We start from the raw sequence: 23331 nt of genomic DNA on the forward strand, positions 1-23331 counted from the left end.
TGATTTGTATATTTAATCGCCGAAGCGATAACTAATCAAACGTTTTCCTCAGCAGATGCGCAAACAACGCCAGCAGCAGCATGGCCGAAACAACAACCGCCCCGGCGATCTTCCGCTTCTGGCGCGACTCGTCCAGGGCCGTGAGCTGAGCCTGGATCTTCTTCAGGTCCGCCTGTATCCCGGCCGACTCTTTCTTCACCATCTCCACGTCCACGTTGTGGAACAGGGTGTGGAAGCGGTTGCGCACGGCGAATAACCCCTTCTCCAGGCTCTCCGTATCAGTCCCTTGCCCCTTGTAGACCGCGATCCGCTTGTCCATGGCGACGATCATGGTCTCGGTCTCCAGCATGGCTGCCCTGATCACCTTGGCTCGCTCGTAGCTGTGGCACTGGCTGCAGCGTTTCTCGTTGATGATATCCAGCGACGCCTTGACCACCAGATGGTTGCTGTGGCAGGTGACGCAGGTCGGCCCCCCCTTGCCCAAGGCCTTGCCGTGGGCGCTGGCCAGATAGTCCTTCAACACCCCCACGTGGCAGCGGCCGCAGAAGGCCGGGATGGCCGGTTCCTTGGGCGCGCCCAGGAAGCCGCGGGCCGGACTCATGGCGTTGGCCGCGTCCTTGGGGTCGCCGCCGTGGCAGGCGTTGCAGGCGATGCCGTTTTCCGCGTGAATGCTCCCCTTCCAGAGTTTGACCGGCTCGCCGATCTTGCCCGGCATGGCGCCGTGGCACTGGATGCAGACGATCTCCTGCGGTTCCGCGGCGAATGAGGCCACAGGCAACAGCAGGGCGGCCAGGGGTAAGAGCAGGACGAGCAGGCTTCCCAACAGGTTCATGACAGTCTCCCGGTATCTCATGAGTAGTGCCCCCAGACGCTCAGCCCGATCCAGAGCAGAATCCCCCCCACGGCGCAGATCATGAACAGGGGGCGTTTCAGGGGGTGGCGTTCCTTGCTTCTGTCGATGAAGGGGAGCAGGGCCAGGAAGGTCATGGCGGCCCCCTGCACCGACAGGCCGATGAACTCGTTGGGGAAGATCTTCAAGGTCTGGTAGTTGGCCAGGAAGTACCATTCAGGCTTGATGTGGGCCGGGGTCTGGAGCGGGTTGGCCGGGAGAAAGGAATCGCCGGTGAAGAACAGGTTGGGAGCGAAGAACACCACCGCCAGGAAACAGGCCAGGTAGATGAAGATGGAGCGCAGGTCTTCCAGGGCATAGTGGGGGAAGAACGGGATGCCCCCCGGATGGCTCTCGTAGCGGTAGCCGTCCCCCCGCCATTGGTTGGCGGTCTCCTTACGGCCGAAGGGGGGCGTGGAGACGCCGGTGCGTTGCAGGAAGAACAGGTGGGCGCCGACCACGGCCGCCATCCCCAACGGGATGAGCGCCACGTGCAGGGCGAAGAAGCGCCCCAGGGTCGGGGGGCCGACCAGCGTGCCCCCCCGCAGGAACTCCACCAGGTACGGCCCCACCGCCGGGATGGCGCCCACGCTGTTGGTGGCCACGGTGGTGGCCCAGAAGGAGAGTTGGCTCCAGGGAAGCAGGTAGCCGGTCAGAGAGATGCCCTGGACCAGGGTGAAGAGGATGAAGCCGGTGAGCCAGTTGAGCTCCCGCGGGCTCTTGTAGCTGTTCATGAAGAGCACGGACAACATGTGGAGGAAGAGCACCAGCACCATCATATTGGAGCCGATGGCGTGACACGTGCGGATGAGCCAGCCGAAGGGGACCTGGTTCATGATGAAGGACACGCTCTTGAACGCCTTGTCCGCATCCGGCACGTAGTAGATCAACAGCAGGATGCCGGTGACCACCTGCAGGGTGAAGATGAAGAGCAGGATGCTCCCCATGGAATACCAGGCATTGATGTTGCGGGGCAGGAGGTAGCCGGTCAGTTCCTTCGCCACGATCTCCCGGGCGCCGATGCGCACGTCGATCCAATCAATAAGCCGTTTGAAGAGAGCCATGCAGCCTCCTGGTGTTTCAGCCGACGGTGATGATGCCGTTGGCGACGCTAAAGGGAAGTTTTGCGAGCGGTTTGGGCGGGGGGCCGGCGGTGACCACCCCCTCGGGGGTGTAGTGGCCGCCGTGGCAGGGGCAGAGGAAATCCTGCTTGTCCTTCTCCCACTGCACGATGCACCCCAGGTGGGTGCAGACGGCGGAGAGGGCGATCAGTCCGCCGCCCCGTTTGCGCACCAGGACCGCCGACGCGCCGTTGAATTCGAAGAACTTGGCCTCGCCTTCCGGGATATCCTTCTCCGGGATCTCGACCCTGGCGGCCGCGCCCCTGGTGGAGCGGGGCGCCAGGTAGCGGTACACCGGCCAGACGGTCACGGCGGCAATGGCCGCCGCCAGCCCGCCCAGGCACACCCCCAGGAAGGTTCTCCTGCCGTTACTTTCCATGGATTCCTCCCGAGTGAAACAGAGATGATTACTTATAGCAACCCTGCCGGTTTTTTCAAGGCGAGAGTTTCGGCGCCGGCCCGATTTTGCAGCGGGAATAATGCCGATGGAGAGAGGAAAAAAGAATTGTTTACACAAAATTGCGTGTCGGGCACTTTACAATTGTCGCTCAAATTTGTTTATGCTAGAATTATTTATATTAAAATTATTGCACTGTTAATTGTTTTTTATGGAGGAAGGGAGAGGTATGACCAAAACCGTCAAGGTGGCAGAGATCATTAATAATATCCGCAGGGTGTTCCAGGTTTTCAACGACTATTCCAAAAAGGCCAAACGGGAAACCGGCCTGACCGGTCCCCAACTCTGGGCGATCAAGATGATTGCGGAGAATGCGCCGGTCAAGGTGTCGGATCTGGCGCGGCTCATGTTCGTCCAGCCGGCCACGGTCGTGGGCATCCTCGACCGTCTCGAACGGAAGGGGCTGGCAGAGCGGACCCGGTCGCGGGAAGACCGCCGGGTGGTGACCATCGAGCTGACCAAGGCCGGCAAGGATCTGGTCGTCGAGGCCCCGGAGGTCGTCCAGGGGCATCTGGTCAAGGGGCTGGAAACCCTGTCCGCGCACAAGCTCCTGCTTATTGAAGACGGCATGGAACAACTGGTGAAAATACTCGGCGCCCAGGAAATCCCCCCCAGGTTGATCCTGGCGCGGGAAGAGGAACTGGCCCAGGCGAAGAAAGCAGAGAAAAAAGAAGATAAGAGTTAACGGCATGGAGGGGGCATCCCCCCGGGACAGGGAACAGACCAGCGATACGTTTATGCCACGTCCCTAAAACCAATTTGAGAGGGAACCAGGATGAAAGGAAAGAGGATTTACCAGCATCTTTATTTTCAGGTTCTGGCGGCAATCGCCGCCGGCGTGCTGCTCGGCTACTACTACCCCGCAAGCGGCGTGGCCATGAAGCCATTCGGCGACGGGTTCATCAAGCTGATCAAGATGATCATCACTCCGGTCATCTTCTGTACGGTCGTGACCGGCATCGCCGGCATGGAGGACATGAAGAAGGTCGGCCGGGTCGGGGTCAAAGCGCTGTTCTACTTTGAAATGGTCACCACGGTGGCTCTCATCATCGGCCTGGCCATCGTCACCGTTATCCAGCCGGGCTCCGGCTTCAACGCCGATGTCAGCAAGATCGACACCAAAGCCCTGGCCGCCTTTACCACCCAGGCCCACTCAAGCAATACCGCCGATTTCCTCATGAACATCATCCCCACGAGCGTGGTCGATGCCTTTGCCAAGGGCGACATCCTCCAGGTGCTCCTCTTCTCCATGCTCTTCGGCTTTGCCCTCTCGGCCTTGGGCGAGCGGGGAAAGGTCGTGTGCAGGCTTGTGGAACAGATATCCCATATCCTGTTCGGCATTGTCGGCATCATCATGCGGCTCGCCCCCCTGGGCGCCTTCGGCGCCATGGCGTTCACCATCGGGAAGTTCGGGGTCGGTTCCCTGTCCAAGCTGGGGATGCTCATGGGGAGTTTCTACCTCACCTGCATCATCTTCATCTTCGTGGTGCTCGGCACCATTGCCAGGATCACCGGTTTCAGCATCTTCAAGTTCATCCGCTACGTCAGCGAGGAGATTCTCATCGTGCTCGGCACGTCGTCGTCCGAATCGGCACTCCCGCGCATGATGTCCAAGCTGGAGAATCTGGGGTGCAGGAAATCGGTCGTGGGGCTCGTCATCCCCACCGGTTACTCCTTCAATCTGGACGGCACCTCCATCTACCTGACCATGGCCGCGCTGTTTGTGGCCCAGGCCACCAATACCCACCTTACCTGGACCCAGACCCTGACCATGCTCGCCATCCTTCTCCTGACCTCCAAAGGGGCGGCCGGGGTTACGGGGAGCGGCTTCGTAACCCTGGCGGCCACCTTTGCCGCCATCCCGACCATTCCGGTGGCCGGCCTGGCCCTGATACTGGGGATCGACCGCTTCATGTCCGAGGCGCGCGCCATCACCAACCTGATCGGCAACGGCGTCGCCACCGTGGTCGTCTCCAAATGGGAAAACGAGATGGACATGGAGCGGCTGCACTGCGTCCTGAACCGGGAGGCATACCCGACGGAGGCCGATGAGGAGGCCCTGGCGGAGGAGGATGCATCTTTTCTTGAGCAGGTGCCGGTTAAAGAGTAAGATAGGGATGGAGCCGGCATTCAATGCATGGGGCGGATGCCTCGAAACTTCTGTGCCGGCAGGGAAAGCGGAGTGTACATGAATATTCTGACCCTGAGTTGCCGGACCCATTCCATAAAATTCCATCTCTTCACGTGGGGCGGCGAGTCGCTGCTTGCGGCGGGGGATGTCAAGCGGGTCGGGCTCGGCGGGACGTCCATCAGCCTGAAGGTGACGGGCCGGGAGAATGAAACCCGGGAGGTGGAGTTTGTCGATCACCGCGGGGCCGTCTCCCTGATCCTCGCCATCCTGGACGACCCCCGGCACGGCATCGGGGAAGAAGCGGTACAGATCGGAGCCGTGGGCCACCGGGTGGCCCACGGTGGGGAACAATTCCGCCACTCCGTGGTGATCGACGACCAGGTGCTTGAGGCCATCCGGGACCTCCAGCAACTGGCGCCGTTGCACAATGCCGCCAATATCGCCGGGATCGAGGCCGCGGCAGAGTTGCTGCCCCATATCCCCCATGTGGCCATCTTCGATACCGCCTTCCACGTCACCATGCCGGATTTCGCCTATATCTATCCCTTGCCGTACGAATGGTACAAAAAGTTCGGCGTGCGGCGCTACGGGTTTCACGGGCCGTCCCATATCTATCTCTCCCGGCGGGCCGCCATGCTCCTGGGCAAGCGGGCCGCCGCCTGCAACCTGATCACCATCCATATCGAGAAGGGGGTGTCCCTGTGCGCCATCAAAAACGGCGTGTCCATCGATACCAGCATGGGGCTGACCCCCTTGGAGGGGGCGGTCATGGAGACGCGCAGCGGCGACTTCGACGCCGGCATCACCCCTTTCATCATGCAGCAGTTGAACCTTTCGGCTCGTGAGATTGAGAGCATCCTCAACCAGAAGAGCGGGATGCTGGGCATAACCGGGTTGAATACGGACCGCCGGCATATCCTGGAGGCCGCCTCCACCGGGCATGCCCGCTGCAAGCTGGCCCTGAAGATGGAAGCCTACCGCCTCAAGAAGTATATCGGCGCCTACCTGGCCGCCGTGGGGCCGCTGGATGCCGTGGTCTTCACCACCGGGGTGGGCGAGTGGGAGTGGCTCGCCCGTGAGTTGACCCTGGAGGGGCTGGAATGCTTCGGCATCCTGCCCGACCCGGAGAGAAACCGCGCCGCCCGCTCGGAGCGGGAAGAGGCGCTCATTACCGCCGACGCGTCGCCGGTCAAGGTCTTTGTCATGCCCACCGACGAAGAGCTCGTCTTTGCCCAGGACGTGACCGCCATCCTGGCCGGGGAGTACAGCGACCACCAGCACTACGACTATTCCTTCGCCCGTCCCGATTTCGTTCCCCTCCGGCCTGCGGCATAGGCCGCAGGCCGGTTCTCCGCTTCACCCCCCATGCTATATTTTCCTTTTTTTGCGCTATAATTTACCCTGTTGATGGACAGCGACCTCCCGCTGAACCCTTCTCCGGGGGATCAACCACCCCCTGACCCCTTGAGGCCCCAGAGGGTCCTCCTTATCAAGGAGGGGGAAGAGATTTGCGCGTTTTTCTCCCCTCCTGGTTCAGGAGGGGCCGGGGGGGAGCCGTCCCCGGCGGCAGCGCCACCCAAGGATGGATGCATGGCGAACGTTCTGATCATCGATAACGACGATGCGACCGGTTCTTCACTCTGCCGGACGGTGACCGACATGGGGCACGACGCCTCCTGGAGGAAAAACCTGCGGGAGGGGGTGCCGTTGGCCGTCTCCCGGCCGTTCGATGTCGTGTTCCTCGCTATCCATCTGCCCGACGGCAACGGGCTCGACCTGTTGCCGGTCATCCAGGCGACCTCCTCCGCCCCGGAGATCATCATCATGACCGGGGCGGACGAACCGGACGCCGCCGAAACGGCCATCAAGAGCGGGGCGTGGGATTACGTGACCAAGGGGGCGGCCCCGGAGGAGGTCAAGCTGCCGCTGGTCCGGGCGATCCAGTACCGGCAGGAGAAGCTCTACTGCTCCCGGAAGAACGTGACCTCCCTGAAGCGGGACGATATCGTCGGTAGCAGCCGGAAGCTGACCGCCTGCCTCGACCAGGTCGCGCAGGCCGCGGTGAACGACATCCCCGTCCTGATCACGGGTGAAACCGGCACGGGCAAGGAACTCTTTGCCCGGGCCATCCACCATAACAGCGGACGGGCGGCGGGCAATTTCGTGGTGGTGGATTGCGCCGCCCTGCCCGACACCCTGGTGGAAAGCCTCCTGTTCGGCCACGAAAAGGGGGCCTTTACCGGCGCGGAACACGGGCGCGACGGCCTGATCCTCCAGGCCCACGGCGGCACCCTGTTCCTGGACGAGGTGGGGGAGCTTTCCGTCTCCGTGCAGCGGGCCTTTCTGCGGGTGCTCCAGGAACATCGCTTCCGCCCTCTGGGGGGGAGCCGGGAGGTGGAGAGCGATTTTAGGCTCGTCTCCGCCACCAACCGGGACCTGGACGCCATGGTGCAGGGGGGCCAGTTCCGCAGCGACCTCCTGTTCCGGCTCCGCTCCTTTACCATCGAGATCCCCCCCCTGCGCGACCGGGATGGGGACGTCAAGGAGTTGGTGCGCTACCACATGGACCGGCTGTGCGAACGCTACGGCCTGGCCCATAAGGGGTTCGCCCCCGAATTTCTCCAGAGCCTGGCCGCCTACGCCTGGCCCGGCAATGTCCGGGAACTGATCAACACCCTGGACCGGGTCATCGTTTCCGCGCGCTACGAGCCGACCCTCTTTCCCAAGCATCTCCCCAGCGACATCCGCATCAAGGCGGCACGGGCCGCGAACGGCCATAAGCGGCAGGGCGACGCCCCCCCGGCCGCCTTCCACGGGCTCCCCCCGCTGCACGATTTCCGGGACGAGACGGTGCAGCGGGCCGAAAACAACTATCTCCACGAACTGATCGCCGTCACCAGGGGGAATATCAACGAGGCCTGCAGCATCTCAGGGCTTTCCCCATCGCGCCTCTATGCCCTGATGAAGAACCATGGCATCCACCGTCGTTATTTCGATCCCGATGCCGAGGGGGAATGACCCCCGGCACCGGGGGGGCCGCGCCGCGATTTCCTGGCCGGCGGCACATTTTCCTGTTTCGCAGTAATTCTCCTGCCACGCAAGAAAAAACTCTCCACGCATATCCACGGCCCTGATCAGCAACAATCCGAAATCATTCGTTTGTTTTTTTACCGCGGCATCGTTCTTTTCCGGTACGCCTGATGCTATGGCTAACGGTAGCGGGCCTGCGCCTTTGGTGCAGCGCGGGGGATTTGCCGCAACCAACGGATCACGGCACCATGCGGAGGGGCTATGGGAACCAACGGCACGGGCATGGCACGGGGATGTTTCCTGGCGGTACTGGCGACGCTGCTTTGTGCGCCCGCCTCCTTCGGCGCGCGGGACAACGGCGAATGTCTCGAATGTCACGGTGAGCAGTCCATCATCCAGCAGGGGGGCGCCCGCCTCTATGTCGATCCGCTGAAATTCGCCGACACCAGCCATGGGGTCGTCGGCTGCACCTCATGCCACGACAGCGTGACCGACAGACATCCCGAAGACGGGACCAAGCCCTCACACGCCACCTGCAAGGAATGCCACGGCGCGGTTGCCAAGGAGTACGCCCAAAGCCTGCACGGCGGGAACGCCGCCTGCGCCGACTGCCACAACCCGCACCGGGCGCGGAAATCGGCCGATGTGTCGGGGGTGGAGATCAACGCCGTCTGCTCCCGTTGCCACAAGGCTCCGGCAACCGTGAAGAGCCATGAAAAATGGCTCCCCGTGGCGAGGCTGCACCTGGACAGTCTCCCCTGCATCACCTGCCATACCGGGTCAAAGGGGTATTACATCAGCCTGTTTGTGGAGAAGGAGGCCCGGAAGGGCGCTTTCCGCCTGGCGACCTACGACGAGCTGGCGCGGCTGACCGGCGAGAGCGGCATCGCCTCCCTGATCGATACCAACGGCGACAATTACATCTCGCTCCTGGAGTTGCGGAAATTCAACAAAAAAGCTCGTGACGACGGAATGCGCCTGCGGGGCATGATGATGCCCCAAGTGATGACCCACAGCTACCAGATTCTGGACAATCGCTGGGATTGCACCTTCTGCCACGTCTCCGGGACCAAGGGGCTGCAGACCAGCTTCGTATCCTTCCCCGGCAAGAACGGGATCTACAGCCGGGTAGCCGTTGAAAAGGGAGCGATCCTGGATGTCCTCTACGGCACCCCCGACTTCTACATGACCGGCGCGACCCGCAGCAAGGGGGTCAGCATCATAGGCGCCCTCATCATCGCCTGCGGGATCGTCGTCCCCCTGGGGCACGGGTTCATCCGCTTCCTGACCCGCAGGAAGCGGGAGCACAACCACGGCCAGGCCGCCCATGAGGTCATCGTCTACCTGCAGCCGACACCGGTCAGGATCTGGCACTGGATTCACGCCTTAAGCATCGTCACCCTCTGCGTCACCGGGGTGCAGATCCGCTTTCCCGAGGTCGTCAACCTGTTCGGCAGCTACCGGGCGGCGGTGATGCTGCACAACGTGGCCGGGGTTGTGGTGGCGCTCTCCATGGTGTACTGGATTCTCTATTATGTCGTCATCTCCCACGCCATCGGCAGGATCTACTTCCCCACCGGGGACGAGGTGAGGCACGGGCTCATCCGGCAGGCGATCTTCTACGCCTTCAACTACTTCCGCGGCAAGCCGAATCCCTTCCACGCCACCCCGGAGAACAAATTCAACGCGCTCCAGAAGACGGCCTATCTGGTGATCATGCTCGTCTTCATGCCGCTGGTGATCGTCACCGGCTTCCTGCTGCTGGATATCCAGCCCCTGCGGAACATGCTGTTCCTGCTGGGGGGGATCAAGCTGATCGACGGGGTGCACTTCTTTACCGCCTGTTGCCTATGCGCCTTCACCTTCTTCCATTTTTATCTGACGACCTTGGGCCCCACCCCGTTTTCCGAGATCAGGACCATGTGGACCGGATGGGAGAAGGAGGAGGAACCGGAGGAGAGCGAGCCGTCAACGGCCAAGTGATTTCCGTTCCGGCTGTAAAAGGGAGGTCGAGAGTCATGAGAACGACCAGCAGAAGGCAATTTCTCAAGCTGCTCGGGGCAACCGGCGCCGGGCTTCTGGCCGGTCGGCCGTGCGCCGCCCGGGGGGCAGGGACCGTCAACAACGACGAACTGGGCATGCTCTATGACGCCACGCGCTGCGTGGGGTGCAAGGCGTGCATGGCGGCCTGCAAGCGGGTCAACCGCGACTCCGGCGGCCTCGCCTACGAGCGGGCCCCGTTCGATCAGGATAAATTGTGGGATGCGCCGGCCGACCTGTCGGGGAACACCAGGACCCTGATCAAGCTGTACAAGGGGCCGCAAAACCGCTGGTCGTACATCAAGTACTCCTGCATGCACTGCCAGGAGCCTTCCTGCGTGTCGGTCTGCCCGGTCAGCGCCATGACCAAGGACAAGGCGACCGGCATCGTGGACTACGACAAGAACAAGTGCATCGGCTGCCGCTACTGCCAGATCGCCTGCCCCTTCAGCATCCCCCGCTTCCAGTGGGAACGGAAGGCCCCCCAGATCGTCAAATGCGACCTGTGCCGCAACACCAACCTGCGGGGCAAGGGGCTGCCGGCCTGCGCCGAGGTCTGCCCGACGGGGGCCATAACCTTCGGCCGGCGCGGCGACCTGCTGCGGGATGCGCGTGGCAGGATCGAGGCCAATGGCGGCCGGTACGTCAACTACGTCTACGGCGAGCACGAGGTGGGGGGAACCAATCATCTCTACCTGGCAGGGGTGCCGTTCCCCAGGCTCGGCCTCCCCCGGTTGCCGGCCGAGGCGCCGGCCGAATTCTCCGAACGTATCCAGCACACCATCTACAAGGGGTTCATCGCCCCGGTCGCGCTCTACGGCATGCTCTGCATCATCGCGCTCAGGAACCGGAAAAAAAGGGAGAGCAAGGGTATCCAGGAAGAGGAGGAATGACCATGAGGGAGCACGAACACAGCAAGGAATTCGTCCGGGTGCACAGCCCGATCCTGACCAAGCCCTTCTATTTCTTCCTGGCACTCTCCCTGGTGGGGGTCTACTTCATCATCCTCAGGTTCGTCAGGGGGATCGGGGCGGTTTCCAACCTGAGCGACGGCTATCCCTGGGGGATCTGGATCGCCTACGACGTGGCCACCGGCACCGCCATCGCGTGCGGCGGCTATGCCGTCGCCATCCTGGTGTACATCCGCAACCGCTGGCAGTACCATCCGCTCATCCGTTCCGCCATCCTGACCAGCCTGTTCGGCTACTGCCTGGCCGGCTTCTCGGTCATGGTGGACATCGGCCGCCCCTGGAACGCCTACGGGTTCTTCATGCCGTCCCGCTGGCAGCCCAACTCGGCCATGTTCGAGGTGGCCCTCTGCATCATGGGGTACTGCGTGGTGCAGATCATCGAGTTCTTCCCCTCCCTCCTCTGCGTTCTGGAACACAGCAAGCTGAAATGGCTCCAGAAGGCCATTTATCACTTCCATCCGCGCCACACTCCCCAGGACGAGGCCCTGGTGCGGACGACCGTGGAATGGGTCCACTCGGCCACCGCCTGGTTTCATCCCAAGTTCAACACCATCCTGATCTTCATCGTGGCGCTCGGCCTCGTCCTGCCGACCATGCACCAGTCGTCCCTCGGCTCCCTGATGCTGATCGCCCCCACCAAGCTGCACCCGCTCTGGCATACCGGCTTCCTGCCGCTGCTCTTTCTGATCAACTGCATGTACATGGGGTATGCCATCGTGATCCTGGAATCCCTGGTCTCCTCCTACCTGCTCAAGCGGGAGTACGAGGTGGAGGAGTTGTCCGGGCTGGCCCACATCATCCCCTGGCTCGCCGCCGTCTGGCTGGCGGTGCGCTTGGGCGACCTCATCCAGCGCGACCAGGTGGCCCTCGTCTTCAAGGGGGACAAGTACTCCCTGTTCTTCCTGCTGGAGTTCCTGCTCCTGGCCGGCGGCTCCCTGCTCCTCTTCGAGAGCAAGCGGTGGCGGTCGCCGCGCTGGCTCTTCGCCACCGCCGTCATGATGCTCCTGGGCGGCGCCCTGTACCGCTTCAACGTCTACCTGATCGGCTTCATCCCGGGCACCGGGTGGCGGTATTTCCCCTCCTTCGCGGAATTGATGATCTCGGTCGGCATCGTATCCATCGAAATCCTGGGCTACCAGGTGTTGATCAAGTTTTTGCCGGTGCTTCCCAATCCCCACATGCACCGCGATATCGCCCACGTGAAGCCGCCCAAGGCGGCCGAGGCCGTGGCCAGGGCCTGATGCGGCCCGTGTGAAAGGACCGTAACGCCATGCAGATACTCCTGTTCGCACGGGACGGGGTCGGCGACCACATCCGCGACGCCGTGACCCGCACCGTGCCTGAAACCGAGGTCTTCGGCGCCATGGACGACCTGGTCAGCCGGTTCAGGCGCCCGTCCGGGGAGCCGGTGGTGGCTGTGCTGATCGTCGGCTCCCTGGGCGAGCTTGCCGCCCTGCGGCAGGTGAAGGGGATGCTGCACGATTGCCGCACCGTCCTGATCCTGCCCGACCGGGAGGCGGAGACCGTGGCGGCGGGGCACCGTCTCCACCCCCGTTTTCTCGGGTGCCTGGATGACGACGGGGAGGAGGTGGCCGCCGTGCTGTGCAAGATGCTGGCGCTGCAGAAGGCTAACCGGGCGGAATGCCGGAATACCGCGCCGGTGGTTGAAGAGCCGCAGGGCGCCCCGATGCCACCGGGGCGGGGATGACGATCCCGCAGGGGAACCGCCATGGAACAGGACATCCTGAACACGGTATTCGAGGTGGAGCGGGAGATCCGGGAGATGGTCGCCGCCGAGCAGCAGCGGGCCGAAGGCGATCTGGCCGCCCTGCGCCGGGAATGCGCGGACCTGGCGGCGGGGGAGGAGGTCCGGCTGCGGGAGGAGTTGGCCGCCGCGGTGGCGGCCGTGGAAACGGGTGAGGCGCGTCGGCAGGCCGATGCCGCCGTGACGGAGGCCGAGGCGCGAGCCGGGCGGCTGGCCGGGCTCGGGGACGACCTGCTTGCGGGGTGGGTGCGCCAGGGGATCAGGACCATACTACCGGGTGAATGACATGATCGTCGCCATGTCCAAGGTTGAGATCATAGGACCCATGGAGCTTCTGCTCCCGGTGCTGGACCGTGTCCGGGCCCTGGGGCTGTTCCAGGTGGAACAGGAGATGCGCGGCTTTGTGGACCGGGAGGATGAAAAGGCGTTCCGGCCGGTCCGGCTGGATAAGAAGACCCTGGCGGAACGGTCGTACTGCGACGGCCTTATGGCAAAGATCGACCAGTTGGCCGGCTTCCTCCCCAAGCTGCCCACCCGGTGCAGCTACCTCGAGCCGCACAGCGCCGTGGGGATCGTGGCCGAGGTGGTGGACAAACACACACTCCTGTGCAGCGGGCTCTGCCGCCGGCGGGACGCCCTGGAGGGGGAACGGGGGGAGCTGCTCCGGCAGACCGCCTTCCTCGACGCCCTGGAACCGCTCTTCAAGACGGCCGGGGAGGGGACCGGGCTCGATTTCATCGGCGTGTCCCTGAAAGACGGCGAGGCGGTGGATCACCTCTACCAGTTGATCGCGCGTCTGACGGGCGACACCTTTGAATTCGTCACGACCGGGGGCCCGGAGGGGGCGATCATCGTGCTCGTCACCCTGCCGGTCGAGCTCGGGGCCAAGGTGCGGGACGTGCTCAATGGGGAACGCATCCCGGAGTTGGCTTTCCCGGCCTCCCTGAGCCAACTCCCGTTCCCTGACAAGGTGCGCGCGGTGCGCCGCCGGATCGGCGACATCGGGGCCGAACTCGACCGGGTGAACGCCGAACTGCACCGCTTTGCCTCCCGCTGGTGGCCCACCTATTCCTGCGTGCGGGAGTGGCTGCTGGACCGCCTGGCCCTGCTCACCACCACCGCGGCCATCCACAAGACCGACCTCTGCTTCTTCATCCACGGCTGGATGCCTTCGCCGGACGTGCCCCGGCTCCGCTCCCTGCTGAACGGGGAGTTCCAGGGGCGGGTGGTGGTGGAGGAGCAGGGGGCCCTGGAGGAGGAGATGGAGGTCATCCCCATCGCCATCAGGAACCCTCCCTATTTCCGCCCCTTCGAACTCTTTACGCGTATCCTGCCGCTCCCCTCATACCGCTCCTACGACCCGACCCCCTTCATCGGCATCTTCTTCCCGATCTTCTTCGGCATGATCCTGGGGGATGTGGGGTACGGCCTGCTGCTTTTGGCCTGTGCCCTGGTCATGCTGAAGCTGTTCCGCACGCGGCGCGACCTGCACGATGCCGCCCTGATCCTGCTGGTCTCCTCCTGCTATGCCGTGGTGTTCGGCTTTCTGTACGGCGAATGCTTCGGCGGGACGGCCGGGGGGTGGCGGCTCCTGGAACAGACCTGTGTCATCGAGCGTAGTCGCTCGATCATGCCGATGTTGGCGTTTTCCCTCTCCATCGGCGTCGCCCATGTCACCCTCGGCCTCTGCCTCGGCTTCTGGTCGACCCTGCGAAGGCGTTTGGTCAGGGAATCCCTGGCAAAGCTCGTGAACATCCTGCTCCTGCTCTGCCTGGCGGCCCTGGCCGTGTCCCTGTTCAGCCCGTTTCCGCCCCCGATCCGCAAGGGGCTCAACGTGGCCGTGCTGGTCGCCATCCCGCTCATGCTCCTGACCGGCGGACTTCTGGCGCCGCTGGAGATGATGAAGAACATCGGCAATATCGTCTCCTACGCCCGGATCATGGCCATCGGGCTCGCCTCGGTGCTGATCGCCCAGGTGGCGAACCGGTTCGCGGGGCTGACCGGGGATGTGCTGACCGGCGCCGTGGCCGGGGGGCTCATCCACCTGATCAATATCGCCCTGGGGATTTTCTCCCCCACCATCCATAGCCTGCGGCTCCATTATGTGGAGTTTTTCGACAAGTTCATCGTCTACGGCGGCCGGAGGTTCGAACCGTTCAAAAAACCGCCCGGATAGCCCCGCAGGGGCGGTCAGCGGGGTTCCCCGTTCGAAAGGAGGGAAGGAAAAATGGAAAAGGTATTGCTCGGTTTTGCCGCGGCCCTTGCCGTGGGGCTCTGCGCCATCGCCACCGGGTGGGCCCAGTCCCGGATCGGCTCGGCCGGCGCCGGCACCCTGGCCGAGAAGCCCGAGCTGTCGGGGACGATCATCATCCTGCTGGCCATCCCCGAAACCATGGTGATACTCGGCTTCGTGGTCGCAGCCATGATTCTCTATCTCTAAGGGGGGACGCCATGGGATACCATGAACTCGTCGCATCGCTGCGGCGGGAGGGTGAGGAACGGGTCGCCGCCATCCGGCTGGCGGCGGGAGCGGAGGGCGACCGGATCAGGGGGGATGCCGCCTTGGAGCTACAGGCGCTGCGGGAGAGCTACGCCCGACGCCGGGCGGACGCCGTTGCCGCTGCGGCCGGCAAGCTGGCGGCCGAGGGGCGGCGCCGCGCCGAACGGATCAGGCTGCATGCCGAAAGCTCTCTGGCCGAGCGGCTGTACGCCGTGGCCCGGGCCTCGTTGCCCGAACTGCGAGATGAAGAGTATGCAACGCATTTCGCCAGCCTGGTCGGGGAACTCCTCCCCTGCGCCTGGGAAACCGTCTGGGTCAACCCGGCCGACGTCGCCTTGGCCCAAAGGCACTTTCCCGGCGCCCGCATAGAGGGCGACCGCGCCATCTCCGGCGGCCTGAGGGTTGCGGGGGAGGGGGGGCGGCTCACCATCGACAATACCTTCGAGAAGCGCCTGGAACGGTGCTGGCCCGAGCTCGCCTCCGAGGTCGTGGCGGCGGTCCTGCCCACGGTGTGACCCATGGGACTCCTGGCGGAACATGGGGGAAGCGGCGTGCCGCTCCCCTACCTCCTGGCGCGCGTCATGGGGCGGCGCGCCTACCTGGTGACGGACTGGCAGCGGGTGCTGGCCGCGGCCGAACCCCTGGCCTCCCTCCCCCCGTCCCCCTACCGCCAGGACCCGGAGGGGGGAGCGGACGAGGGGCTGTGGGGCGGCCTCCAGCGGGAGTTCGCCTGGGTCCACCGCCAGATGGGGCACCGCCTCCAGGAGATCTTCGAGCCGTTCTTTCTCACCCTGGAACTGCGCACCCTCTTCATGGCGCTGCGCCTCCGGTTCCGGGGTGAAGAGGGGCGCTCCCTGGCGGACCTGCTCCGTTTCAGCCTGCTCTGCGCCCCGGTGAAAAGGCTTCTTAGCGAAGGGGAGGACCTGCCGGCAATCCTGGCCGGGGTGGGGGCGCACGCGTCCTTTTGGCCGGACGCGGGGCGAGCCTTGCCGGAGATCCTGCGGCACCAGGGGATGCGGGGGTGCGAGGAACAACTGGTGGACGCCGGTCTGGAACATGCGGCCGCTCGTCGCCTCCATCCCGCTGTGAGCCTGTTTGTGACCCGGCTCATCGACCTGGAGAATTTTGTCGCCCTGGCCAAACAGGTGCGCTGGAGGATGGGGGAGTCCGGTTTTGTGGCGGGGGGAAGTATCGGCGTGGCGCTCCTCCGGGAGGCGGCCCGCGATCGGGAGGGTGGAAAGGCGCGCCGTCTCGCGGCCCGCGTGCTGGGGATGGAGCTGGACCCCACCGCCGCCGAGCTGGTCCCGCTCCTGGCGGCCCGCTTGGGCCTGACCCTGCGCCGACAGGGGCGGGAGCCGGACGGGGTCGGCCTGATCCTGGACTACCTCTGGCGGCGTTTGACCGAGACGCGCAACCTGTCCCTGCTCCTCCACGGTAGCGACCTGGAGCGCGAGACCCTGGGAAGGGAGATGGTGCTGTGAAGAAGATCGTCTTCATCACCCCTGGGGATGCCCGGCCCGGCTTCGCCCTGGCCGGTTTCCAGCAGCACACGACCACCGTCGCCGGGGTCGAGGAGGCGTTGCGCAGCGTGCTGGCCGACCCGGAAACCAGGGTGGCGGTGGTGGACGAACGGCTGTTGCCGGGCATGAGCGAGGAGCGTTTCAAGGAGATGGGCGCCCGGTGGCCCGGTGTGTTGGTGGTCCTCCCGGCGCCGGAGCAGAAGGGGGCGGAGAGCGAGGAAGACTACGCCCTGCGTATCATCAGGAAGGCAATTGGGTATCACGTGCGCTTGCAGCGGTAGGGGCAGGAGCGGGACCTATAGGACTCATAGGTTCTATAAGACCGGAGTAGCTATCCTCACAGAAAAGGACCTCACCATGGACGGACGCATCACCGGCATATCCGGCCCCACGGTCACCGCAAAGGTCGGCGGTGTGAAGCTGTGCGACATGGTCCTGGTGGGCCATGCCGGGCTGGTGGGCGAGGTGGTGCGGCTGGCGGGGGAACAGGCGATCGTCCAGGTCTACGAGAATACCCTGGGGCTGGGGGTGGGGGAACCGGTCGTGGGGACCGGGGGGCAGCTCACCGTCACCCTCGGTCCGGGGCTGGTCTCCACCATGTACGATGGCCTGCAACGGCCCCTGGAACGGGTGCGCGCCGCTGTGGGCCCCTTTATCCGGCCCTGCCGGGATATCCCCCCCCTGGACACCGCAGCGGAATGGCGATTCGAGCCGGACCGGAAGGCCGGGGATGAGGTAGGGGCTGGCGAGGTCATCGGGCGCATCCGGGAGGGGGCGTTCGTCCACCTGATAACCGCCCCGGTACCCGGCAGGCTGGGGGAGGTGCGGTCGGGGAGGTGCACCCTGGCGGAGCCGGTGGCCCGCTACGCGGACGGGTGCGGGATTTTTGCCCTCCAGAAATGGCCGGTGCGCCGGCCGCGCCCCTTCCGGCGCAAGCTCCCCCCGGTGCTGCCGCTCGTCACCGGCCAGCGGGTCATCGACTTCCTCTTCCCCCTGGTGCGGGGCGGCACCGCCATCTTTCCGGGCGGCTTCGGCACCGGCAAGACCATCCTGGAGCAGACCATCGCCAAGTTCGCCGACGCGGACCTGGTGGTGTACGTGGGGTGCGGCGAGCGGGGCAACGAGATGGCGGAACTGCTGGAGGAGTTCCGCACCCTGAAGGATCAACGCACCGGCGCCTCGCTCCTGTTCCGTACCATCGTGGTGGTCAACACCTCCAACATGCCGGTGGCCGCCCGGGAGGCGTCCATCTACACCGCCGTCACCATTGCGGAATACTACCGGGACCTGGGGCTGCACGTGCTGCTCCTGGCCGACAGCATCTCCCGCTGGGGCGAGGCGCTGCGGGAGATCTCCTCCTCCCTGGAGGAGATGCCGGGCGAGGAGGGGTATCCCACCTATCTCTCGTCCCGGCTGGCGGCCTTTTTCGAGCGCGCCGGGGCGGTGGAGACCCTGAACGGCGCCATCGGCTCCCTCACCATGATCCTCTCCGTCTCCCCGCCGGGGGGGGACTTCTCCGAGCCGGTCACCCAGGCCTGCCTCCGCACCACCGGCGTGTTCCTGATGCTGGACGCCGCCCTGGCCCACAGCCGCCATTATCCGGCCATCAACTGGGCCCAGAGCTATTCCCTCTACGCCGCCGGGGTGACGGGGCACTTCACCGCCCGGGTGGCCCCTGCCTGGGGAGAGATGCAGCAGCGCTGCCGGGAGCTGTTGCAGCGGGAGGAGACCCTGCGGGAGGTGGCGGAGATCGTGGGGGCCGAGGGGTTGCAGGATGGGGACCGGCTCCTGATGATGACCACGGAGCGGATCAGGAACGAGTTTCTCTGCCAGAACGCCTACGGCGACGACGCCTTTTGCGCCCCGGAACGGACGGCGGCAAAGATGGGCGCCATCCTGGCGTTGTACGACCGGGCCGAGGCCGGACTCAAGCAGGGGCTTTCCCTGGACGAGGCGCTGGTATCCCGTGTGGCGAGTACCTTGTAACACTTACGTTAACGGATACAATTCCCTCCCCCCTCGCGGGGGAGGGTTAGGGTGGGGGGGACGTTGCCATGACGTGGGCCTGGTTGCAGCTTCACCCACCCCCTAACCCCTTTAGGCCCCAGAGGGTCCTCCCGTCAAGGGAGGGGGAACTTCCCGGCATAGTGCTCCATGATCTGATCCTGTCCGACACGAGGTGGCTATGAGGCTGAGCGAACACCGATACCGTACCGTCGCCTCCGTGGGGGGGCCGCTCCTCTTCGTGGAGGGCGTCGTGAACTGCCGCATGGGGGAGATGGTGCGGATCATCTACCCGGACGGCACGGCTGTGGCTGGCGAGGTGTTGAAGATCTCCGGCCAAACCGTGCTGATCCAGGTGTTCGGCGAGACCGCGGGCATCGACCTGGGGGCCGAGGTGATCTTCAGCGATGCGGTCCGCCGGGCTCCATTGTCCCGCTCCATGGTGGGGCGGGTCTTCAACGGCTCCTTCGAACCCATCGACGGTCTCCCCATGTTTATCCCGGAGCAGTGGGGCGGGGTGAACGGCCTCCCCATCAACCCCACGGCCCGGGCCTGCCCCGAGGAATTCATCGAAACCGGCTTTACGGCCATCGACACCCTCAACACCCTGGTCAAGGGGCAGAAGCTCCCCATCTTCTCCTGCGCCGGGCTCCCCTCCCGCGAGGTGGCGGCCGGCATCCTGCGCAACGCGCGCCTGGCGGGCGGGGGCGAATTCGTGGTGGTGTTCGTGGCCCTGGGGTTGACCCACCACGACTACTCCTTTTACATGGACGCGCTCCAGGAGATGCACACCGGTTTCGTGGCCTTCGTGAACCGGGCCGACGAACCGGTGGTGGAGCGGCTCCTGGCGCCCCGCTTCGGCCTGGCCTGCGCCGAGTACCTGGCCTTTTCCTGCGGCATGGACGTGCTGGTGGTGGTGACCGACATCACCAACTACTGCGACGCCCTGCGGGAGGTCTCCACGGCCCGGGAGGAACTCCCCGGCCGCCGGGGCTACCCCGGCTACATGTACTCCGACCTGGCCTCTCTGTACGAACGGGCCGGGCGGATACAGGGAACGGCCGGGTCGGTGACCATGCTGCCGGTGGTGACCATGCCGGAGGACGACATCACCCACCCCATCCCGGACCTGACCGGCTATATCACCGAGGGGCAGATCGTGCTCTCCCGCGAGCTGCACCAGCGGGGCGTCTTCCCGCCGGTGGACGTGCTCCCCAGCCTGTCCCGGCTCATGCAGCGCGGCATCGGCCCCGGCCATACGCGGGATGACCATCGTCGGATCGCCGACGCCCTGTACCGGCACTACGCCAAGGGGCGCTATGTGCGCGGCCTGGAGGCGGTGGTGGGGCGGGAGGGGATGGTGGAGGCGGATCGGGTGATGCTGGATTTCGCCGACGCCTTCGAGGCGGAGGTCATCGGCCAGGGCGAGGCCCGGCGGGGGATCGGCGCGAGCCTGGACGCCGGGCTGGCCCTGTTGAAACGTTTTTCTTTGGAGCCGCCATGATCCACCCGACCCGCACCAACCTGCTGCTGCTCAAGGAAAAGGCCCGCTCCGTGACCGGGAGCGTCGGCATCCTCACGGCCCGCCGCCTGGCCCTGATCCGAGAGATCCTGGCCATCTCCACCCCCTTCCTCCAGTCTCGGGCCGAGGTGAAAAAGGCCTACACCAGGGCCCTGACCGAGATGGCGCTTGCCAGTGGCCTGGAGGGGGACGATTTCGTCGGATCGCTCCCCATGGGGACTGCCCGGGATGTGGGGGTGGAGGTGGGGGAGCGGAACGTCATGGGGCTCCGTTACCGGGAAATCCAGGTCCAGGGGGAGGTGCGCCGCCCCCCGGACGAGCGGGGCTACGACTGCCGCTTCACCACTCCGCACCTGGAGGAGGCCATCGGCCTCTTCGAGGAGATCGTGGCGGAGATGTTGGTGATCGCCGCCTTCGAGGTGCGCATGAAGCGGCTGGGGGAAGAGGTGGTCCGGGTGACGCGACGGATCAGGGTGCTGGAGGAGCGGGTGCTCCCCGGCCTGCAAAGCGAGATCAGGGCAATCGCCCACTATATCGGCGAGCGGGAGCGGGAATCCTTCTACCGCCTGAAGCGTTTCAAGGAGCAGCGGAGCGGATGAGCCGGACGGGGCAAGTGGGATAACTACCATGATATCACCGTTTTGCCCTGTGATCTCAGGATGATGATTTTTTTGCGTACATTTTGAGTTGACACAGCCAATAATTCCATGCTAAAAAATCGACTCTACACCGCTATTCCCCAATAGCTCAGTTGGTAGAGCAGGTGGCTGTTAACCACCTTGTCCCTGGTTCGAGTCCGGGTTGGGGAGCCAAACAAAACAAGGGCTTACAGAGATGATCTGTGAGCCCTTTTTGTTTGTGCAACCTCTGATGCAACCCCTGCCTCTTTCACTGGTAAAAAAACCGGGGGCATCTTTCGACACCCCCGGCGCGTGGTGATAACGTGTTGTGGACAGTCACAGCACAGATAAATTCCTGAATCTCGGTTGAAGTGAACGCTGGTACATCACCCGGCCCCGCCTGTCCAGTCTTGCAAAAGCCTCTTCGATCCTATCCGCCTCAACCTCGTTGCCTATCCTCCAAGCCTGTGCCCTTGCTGCAATAAGCTCCATCCGCGTCATAGTGCTGTAGTTCATGGTGTAACCTCCTGAGATTGTATTTCAGCAATGACCTTACCATTCCATAAAGACATATTGATGTCAAATAAGTCATTAATATCAATTATTTAAACATCTTTTATGTGCGAATAAAACACCCAAGATGATACCCCCCCATGGGGTGTAGGGGGATGCCGGAAACGACCCCCACCCTTTTTATGGTAAAGGGTCCCATCCGGTATAATGGATGCTCTCTCTTTCCCGATGCCGAAACCCGCCAAGACGATGAGGGCCGATACTGGCACCTGAAGCCGTCCCTGCCGCCATTACCGGAACTGCCCGGCGTTCACACTCGATGAAGTAGTCCCGGACTTCAAAGCCCTTGTCGGGCCTGGACATCTTGGCAATGTGCTTGGCCGAATCAGTGGTGAGATAGTATTTCTTGAGGTGCTTCATCCCGCTGGGGAGCTGCTCCCCTTTTTCGGTGAGCAGGTAGTTTCGGTTTTCCACAAGTCTTGCCCTGGCGACCTGATCCTTGATCCAATTACTGAAGCCCCTAGAGATGCCAAAAAATCCATGGAGGCCCCTGACGTTGACGATTTGGTGGCATTTCCTGGTGTTCCTGCCTGTCACTAGGGACGTGGTGCCCGATTTGTATTTCACGTTAAATTGCGGTAGTATCAGGGCCTTAACATCACCCACTGCCACCCGGCATGCCATCAAGGGGGCCTCATGCGATTTCTCTCACGGACCAAAAACAGAATGAACTCCTACCGCCAAAGCCAGTACGACAGCAGGGAGTTTATCATCTCCATGACCGACCGCGATTATGATGAGTTGCAACTATGTGATGCCGCGCTCAAGGTCTGGCTGCCAGAAAACGTCATAAAGGTGCTGTATGAGATCACGGTGCTGCTGAATATACCCATTTCGGACTTCATAAGGCAGTTGTTTTTCACCCACCTGTACGGCAGGTACGACCTACTTGGTTACATCGAAAGAAGCAAGCTCAAGTTTACAGACCCGGATCAGCCTTCGCCGTGTGCCAAGACTGTACCCAAAGAAGAGGCTTCACCTTCCCCCAGAATCCCCCTGTCCTCCGACAGCAACAAAGTCATTGCCCTGAAGGTCTGCCTGCCTTCAGCAATGAAGCAGGGGCTTATCGACCTCGCAGACAAAAAGTATCAACCCGTTTCTGAGTACGCCCGGCAACTCATAATTACCCACCTGCTAGGGCATCAAGCGCCATCCCCCGTCCACCTGGAGAATGCCGAAGAGGCTTAGAGTATCCCGCCAGCAGGTCCGTCTTGCTCCCTGAGTTAGGGGATCAACCAATTAATTTTCTAATGAGCGGGGATGTTCCACACGGCATTTTTCCACATGCTACCGTGTAGGCATGGCAAGCGCACTTTTGCGATTTAAGCCAAATTCACGGTTTATGGAGGTGCAACATGGAAAAATTCTTTTTGGTGGTTATGGTCTCGTTGATGTTGGCAGCTTGCGGCGGTGGCAGCTCAACTCCGGCAGCCCCACCCAGCGTTGATGTAACCGGCACCTGGAAGGGCAGCTCAACGGAGAGCGCCTTCGGATCAAGCATTGCCACATTAAACGCGGTACAGTCAGGCGCTGCCGTCACCGGCACCTATTCCAACATCTACGGCACCGGCTCTGTATCGGCAACAGTCAGCGGCGGCACCATGTCATTCACGATCAGCCCCACTGGATGCACAGGAACGCTTTCAGGAACAGGAACAGTGACAACGGATACCACGACCGGCCAGACAAAGATGGCCACGTCCTTCAGTGGCACTTACGTTTGCAATGGGACCACCTTCAATGACAGCGGCACGGGCAACCTTATTAAACAGTGAGAACGGAAAGGAGGAGAACACGATGCCAGTCAAGGACATGGGCAGGGACGATCAGCACTTTCAGAAGCTGATGGGGAGGGGCGGCTTAGTGACCTCCGTGATCGGGCTAGGGAAGCCCGGTTCGCCCTCGGTGGCTCCGACGCTGGACGAGAAGATGAGGACCAAGCGAAGCTCTCTCTCTCCGGCCCCGCAAAACGAGATCGATCAGATATTCAAGGAGGCCAGGGAACAAATGAGCGGGGAATGTGAGCCGGAAGCGAAGGGCGACAAGCCCTAGCCCTTTATAAGCTCAAACAGCATCATTGCAACCGAAAGGGTGGAGTCAACATCCCCGGAGAAGTTCACACAGTACGTTATCAGCGATTCTCTGTTGTATGCCTTGTGAACACAGTACAGGGCATACCGTAGCGTAT

At 63.3% G+C, this 23331-nt stretch carries 25 protein-coding genes and 1 tRNA gene; 21 read left to right on the plus strand and 5 right to left on the minus strand.

Translation table 11 applies throughout. From position 1 onward, the window contains the following. Window positions 1-31: 31 nt before the first annotated feature. The 3 genes from F6V30_RS16570 to F6V30_RS16580 are packed head-to-tail and all read right to left on the minus strand — an operon-like array spanning window position 32 to window position 2389. Window positions 32-832, minus strand: a complete 801-nt coding sequence (locus F6V30_RS16570; RefSeq protein ID WP_151158303.1) for a cytochrome c3 family protein — start codon at window positions 830-832, stop codon at window positions 32-34. A gap of 17 nt (window positions 833-849) precedes the next feature. Beyond that, complete coding sequence (locus F6V30_RS16575; RefSeq protein WP_151158305.1) at window positions 850-1953, minus strand: cytochrome b; 1104 nt, start codon at window positions 1951-1953, stop codon at window positions 850-852. A 16-nt stretch (window positions 1954-1969) separates the two neighbouring features. Continuing rightward, window positions 1970-2389, minus strand: coding sequence for a QcrA and Rieske domain-containing protein (locus F6V30_RS16580; RefSeq protein WP_151158307.1), 420 nt, complete (start codon window positions 2387-2389; stop codon window positions 1970-1972). A 247-nt stretch (window positions 2390-2636) separates the two neighbouring features. Here F6V30_RS16580 and F6V30_RS16585 point away from each other — a divergent pair, with 247 nt between their 5' ends. The 18 genes from F6V30_RS16585 (at window position 2637) to F6V30_RS16670 (ending at window position 20762) form a co-directional block, all read left to right on the plus strand. Further along, on the plus strand, window positions 2637-3152 hold the full coding sequence (locus F6V30_RS16585) for a MarR family winged helix-turn-helix transcriptional regulator (protein ID WP_149308866.1): 516 nt from the start codon (window positions 2637-2639) through the stop codon (window positions 3150-3152). A gap of 90 nt (window positions 3153-3242) precedes the next feature. After that, window positions 3243-4577 carry a dicarboxylate/amino acid:cation symporter gene (locus tag F6V30_RS16590; protein WP_151158309.1) on the plus strand — a complete coding sequence of 445 codons (1335 nt, stop codon included), beginning with the start codon at window positions 3243-3245 and terminating at the stop codon, window positions 4575-4577. A gap of 78 nt (window positions 4578-4655) precedes the next feature. Continuing rightward, window positions 4656-5933 carry an acetate kinase gene (locus F6V30_RS16595; protein ID WP_151158311.1) on the plus strand — a complete coding sequence of 426 codons (1278 nt, stop codon included), beginning with the start codon at window positions 4656-4658 and terminating at the stop codon, window positions 5931-5933. Between the two features lie 255 nt (window positions 5934-6188). Further along, window positions 6189-7616 carry a sigma-54-dependent transcriptional regulator gene (locus F6V30_RS16600; RefSeq protein ID WP_151158313.1) on the plus strand — a complete coding sequence of 476 codons (1428 nt, stop codon included), beginning with the start codon at window positions 6189-6191 and terminating at the stop codon, window positions 7614-7616. A gap of 273 nt (window positions 7617-7889) precedes the next feature. Next, on the plus strand, window positions 7890-9611 hold the full coding sequence (locus F6V30_RS16605) for a cytochrome b/b6 domain-containing protein (RefSeq protein ID WP_151158315.1): 1722 nt from the start codon (window positions 7890-7892) through the stop codon (window positions 9609-9611). A gap of 35 nt (window positions 9612-9646) precedes the next feature. Further along, the gene (gene hybA / locus F6V30_RS16610) at window positions 9647-10561 is read left to right on the plus strand and encodes a hydrogenase 2 operon protein HybA (RefSeq protein WP_151158316.1); all 915 of its coding nucleotides are present in this window, start codon (window positions 9647-9649) and stop codon (window positions 10559-10561) included. Between the two features lie 2 nt (window positions 10562-10563). Continuing rightward, window positions 10564-11880: a Ni/Fe-hydrogenase cytochrome b subunit gene (gene hybB, locus F6V30_RS16615; protein WP_151158318.1), complete on the plus strand. Its 1317-nt coding sequence runs from the start codon at window positions 10564-10566 to the stop codon at window positions 11878-11880. A gap of 29 nt (window positions 11881-11909) precedes the next feature. After that, window positions 11910-12347: a hypothetical protein gene (locus F6V30_RS16620; protein ID WP_151158320.1), complete on the plus strand. Its 438-nt coding sequence runs from the start codon at window positions 11910-11912 to the stop codon at window positions 12345-12347. Window positions 12348-12368: 21 nt separating this feature from the next. After that, window positions 12369-12689 (plus strand): hypothetical protein, encoded by a 321-nt coding sequence (locus tag F6V30_RS17230; RefSeq protein WP_191965757.1) that lies wholly within the window; start codon window positions 12369-12371, stop codon window positions 12687-12689. Window position 12690: 1 nt separating this feature from the next. Next, entirely contained in the window at window positions 12691-14580 is a 1890-nt protein-coding gene (locus F6V30_RS16630) for a V-type ATP synthase subunit I (protein WP_246163596.1), read from the plus strand. 51 nt (window positions 14581-14631) lie between these two features. Further along, window positions 14632-14844 carry an ATPase gene (locus F6V30_RS16635; protein WP_149209253.1) on the plus strand — a complete coding sequence of 71 codons (213 nt, stop codon included), beginning with the start codon at window positions 14632-14634 and terminating at the stop codon, window positions 14842-14844. 11 nt (window positions 14845-14855) lie between these two features. Further along, window positions 14856-15419, plus strand: a complete 564-nt coding sequence (locus F6V30_RS16640) for a V-type ATP synthase subunit E (RefSeq protein WP_151158324.1) — start codon at window positions 14856-14858, stop codon at window positions 15417-15419. Between the two features lie 3 nt (window positions 15420-15422). Next, entirely contained in the window at window positions 15423-16385 is a 963-nt protein-coding gene (locus tag F6V30_RS16645) for a V-type ATPase subunit (protein WP_151158326.1), read from the plus strand. After that, window positions 16382-16705, plus strand: a complete 324-nt coding sequence (locus F6V30_RS16650) for a V-type ATP synthase subunit F (RefSeq protein ID WP_149308846.1) — start codon at window positions 16382-16384, stop codon at window positions 16703-16705. Before F6V30_RS16645 ends, F6V30_RS16650 begins: the two co-directional genes overlap by 4 nt. Window positions 16706-16781: 76 nt before the next feature. Then, window positions 16782-18410, plus strand: a complete 1629-nt coding sequence (locus F6V30_RS16655) for a V-type ATP synthase subunit A (protein ID WP_151158328.1) — start codon at window positions 16782-16784, stop codon at window positions 18408-18410. Window positions 18411-18609: 199 nt separating this feature from the next. Continuing rightward, window positions 18610-19932 carry a V-type ATP synthase subunit B gene (locus F6V30_RS16660; protein WP_151158330.1) on the plus strand — a complete coding sequence of 441 codons (1323 nt, stop codon included), beginning with the start codon at window positions 18610-18612 and terminating at the stop codon, window positions 19930-19932. After that, window positions 19929-20549 (plus strand): V-type ATP synthase subunit D, encoded by a 621-nt coding sequence (locus F6V30_RS16665; protein WP_151158332.1) that lies wholly within the window; start codon window positions 19929-19931, stop codon window positions 20547-20549. Before F6V30_RS16660 ends, F6V30_RS16665 begins: the two co-directional genes overlap by 4 nt. Window positions 20550-20686: 137 nt before the next feature. After that, window positions 20687-20762, plus strand: a tRNA-Asn gene (locus tag F6V30_RS16670). Between the two features lie 144 nt (window positions 20763-20906). Here the strand turns inward: F6V30_RS16670 and F6V30_RS16675 are convergent. Both F6V30_RS16675 and F6V30_RS16680 read right to left on the minus strand, forming a co-directional pair. Beyond that, complete coding sequence (locus F6V30_RS16675; RefSeq protein ID WP_151158334.1) at window positions 20907-21086, minus strand: hypothetical protein; 180 nt, start codon at window positions 21084-21086, stop codon at window positions 20907-20909. A 177-nt stretch (window positions 21087-21263) separates the two neighbouring features. Next, window positions 21264-21767 carry an antA/AntB antirepressor family protein gene (locus F6V30_RS16680; RefSeq protein WP_151158336.1) on the minus strand — a complete coding sequence of 168 codons (504 nt, stop codon included), beginning with the start codon at window positions 21765-21767 and terminating at the stop codon, window positions 21264-21266. Between the two features lie 93 nt (window positions 21768-21860). Here F6V30_RS16680 and F6V30_RS16685 point away from each other — a divergent pair, with 93 nt between their 5' ends. From F6V30_RS16685 to F6V30_RS16695, 3 genes are all read left to right on the plus strand, one after another. Next, window positions 21861-22331 carry a hypothetical protein gene (locus tag F6V30_RS16685; RefSeq protein ID WP_151158338.1) on the plus strand — a complete coding sequence of 157 codons (471 nt, stop codon included), beginning with the start codon at window positions 21861-21863 and terminating at the stop codon, window positions 22329-22331. Between the two features lie 167 nt (window positions 22332-22498). Beyond that, on the plus strand, window positions 22499-22918 hold the full coding sequence (locus F6V30_RS16690; RefSeq protein ID WP_151158340.1) for a hypothetical protein: 420 nt from the start codon (window positions 22499-22501) through the stop codon (window positions 22916-22918). Window positions 22919-22940: 22 nt separating this feature from the next. Continuing rightward, the gene (locus F6V30_RS16695) at window positions 22941-23195 is read left to right on the plus strand and encodes a hypothetical protein (protein ID WP_151158342.1); all 255 of its coding nucleotides are present in this window, start codon (window positions 22941-22943) and stop codon (window positions 23193-23195) included. Window positions 23196-23331 lie beyond the last annotated feature (136 nt).

The sequence above is a fragment of the Oryzomonas sagensis genome (assembly GCF_008802355.1).
Taxonomy (GTDB): Bacteria; Desulfobacterota; Desulfuromonadia; order Geobacterales; family Pseudopelobacteraceae; genus Oryzomonas; species Oryzomonas sagensis.

Excerpts from the sequence above, each read along its gene's own strand:
- F6V30_RS16570 (WP_151158303.1), bottom strand. The coding sequence starts at position 832 with ATGAACCTGTTGGGAAGCCTGCTCGTCCTGCTCTTACCCCTGGCCGCC.
- F6V30_RS16575 (WP_151158305.1), bottom strand. The coding sequence starts at position 1,953 with ATGGCTCTCTTCAAACGGCTTATTGATTGGATCGACGTGCGCATCGGC.
- F6V30_RS16580 (WP_151158307.1), bottom strand. The coding sequence starts at position 2,389 with ATGGAAAGTAACGGCAGGAGAACCTTCCTGGGGGTGTGCCTGGGCGGG.
- F6V30_RS16585 (WP_149308866.1), top strand. The coding sequence starts at position 2,637 with ATGACCAAAACCGTCAAGGTGGCAGAGATCATTAATAATATCCGCAGG.
- F6V30_RS16590 (WP_151158309.1), top strand. The coding sequence starts at position 3,243 with ATGAAAGGAAAGAGGATTTACCAGCATCTTTATTTTCAGGTTCTGGCG.
- F6V30_RS16595 (WP_151158311.1), top strand. The coding sequence starts at position 4,656 with ATGAATATTCTGACCCTGAGTTGCCGGACCCATTCCATAAAATTCCAT.
- F6V30_RS16600 (WP_151158313.1), top strand. The coding sequence starts at position 6,189 with ATGGCGAACGTTCTGATCATCGATAACGACGATGCGACCGGTTCTTCA.
- F6V30_RS16605 (WP_151158315.1), top strand. The coding sequence starts at position 7,890 with ATGGGAACCAACGGCACGGGCATGGCACGGGGATGTTTCCTGGCGGTA.
- hybA (WP_151158316.1), top strand. The coding sequence starts at position 9,647 with ATGAGAACGACCAGCAGAAGGCAATTTCTCAAGCTGCTCGGGGCAACC.
- hybB (WP_151158318.1), top strand. The coding sequence starts at position 10,564 with ATGAGGGAGCACGAACACAGCAAGGAATTCGTCCGGGTGCACAGCCCG.
- F6V30_RS16620 (WP_151158320.1), top strand. The coding sequence starts at position 11,910 with ATGCAGATACTCCTGTTCGCACGGGACGGGGTCGGCGACCACATCCGC.
- F6V30_RS17230 (WP_191965757.1), top strand. The coding sequence starts at position 12,369 with ATGGAACAGGACATCCTGAACACGGTATTCGAGGTGGAGCGGGAGATC.
- F6V30_RS16630 (WP_246163596.1), top strand. The coding sequence starts at position 12,691 with ATGATCGTCGCCATGTCCAAGGTTGAGATCATAGGACCCATGGAGCTT.
- F6V30_RS16635 (WP_149209253.1), top strand. The coding sequence starts at position 14,632 with ATGGAAAAGGTATTGCTCGGTTTTGCCGCGGCCCTTGCCGTGGGGCTC.
- F6V30_RS16640 (WP_151158324.1), top strand. The coding sequence starts at position 14,856 with ATGGGATACCATGAACTCGTCGCATCGCTGCGGCGGGAGGGTGAGGAA.
- F6V30_RS16645 (WP_151158326.1), top strand. The coding sequence starts at position 15,423 with ATGGGACTCCTGGCGGAACATGGGGGAAGCGGCGTGCCGCTCCCCTAC.
- F6V30_RS16655 (WP_151158328.1), top strand. The coding sequence starts at position 16,782 with ATGGACGGACGCATCACCGGCATATCCGGCCCCACGGTCACCGCAAAG.
- F6V30_RS16660 (WP_151158330.1), top strand. The coding sequence starts at position 18,610 with ATGAGGCTGAGCGAACACCGATACCGTACCGTCGCCTCCGTGGGGGGG.
- F6V30_RS16665 (WP_151158332.1), top strand. The coding sequence starts at position 19,929 with ATGATCCACCCGACCCGCACCAACCTGCTGCTGCTCAAGGAAAAGGCC.
- F6V30_RS16675 (WP_151158334.1), bottom strand. The coding sequence starts at position 21,086 with ATGAACTACAGCACTATGACGCGGATGGAGCTTATTGCAGCAAGGGCA.
- F6V30_RS16680 (WP_151158336.1), bottom strand. The coding sequence starts at position 21,767 with ATGGCATGCCGGGTGGCAGTGGGTGATGTTAAGGCCCTGATACTACCG.
- F6V30_RS16685 (WP_151158338.1), top strand. The coding sequence starts at position 21,861 with ATGACCGACCGCGATTATGATGAGTTGCAACTATGTGATGCCGCGCTC.
- F6V30_RS16690 (WP_151158340.1), top strand. The coding sequence starts at position 22,499 with ATGGAAAAATTCTTTTTGGTGGTTATGGTCTCGTTGATGTTGGCAGCT.
- F6V30_RS16695 (WP_151158342.1), top strand. The coding sequence starts at position 22,941 with ATGCCAGTCAAGGACATGGGCAGGGACGATCAGCACTTTCAGAAGCTG.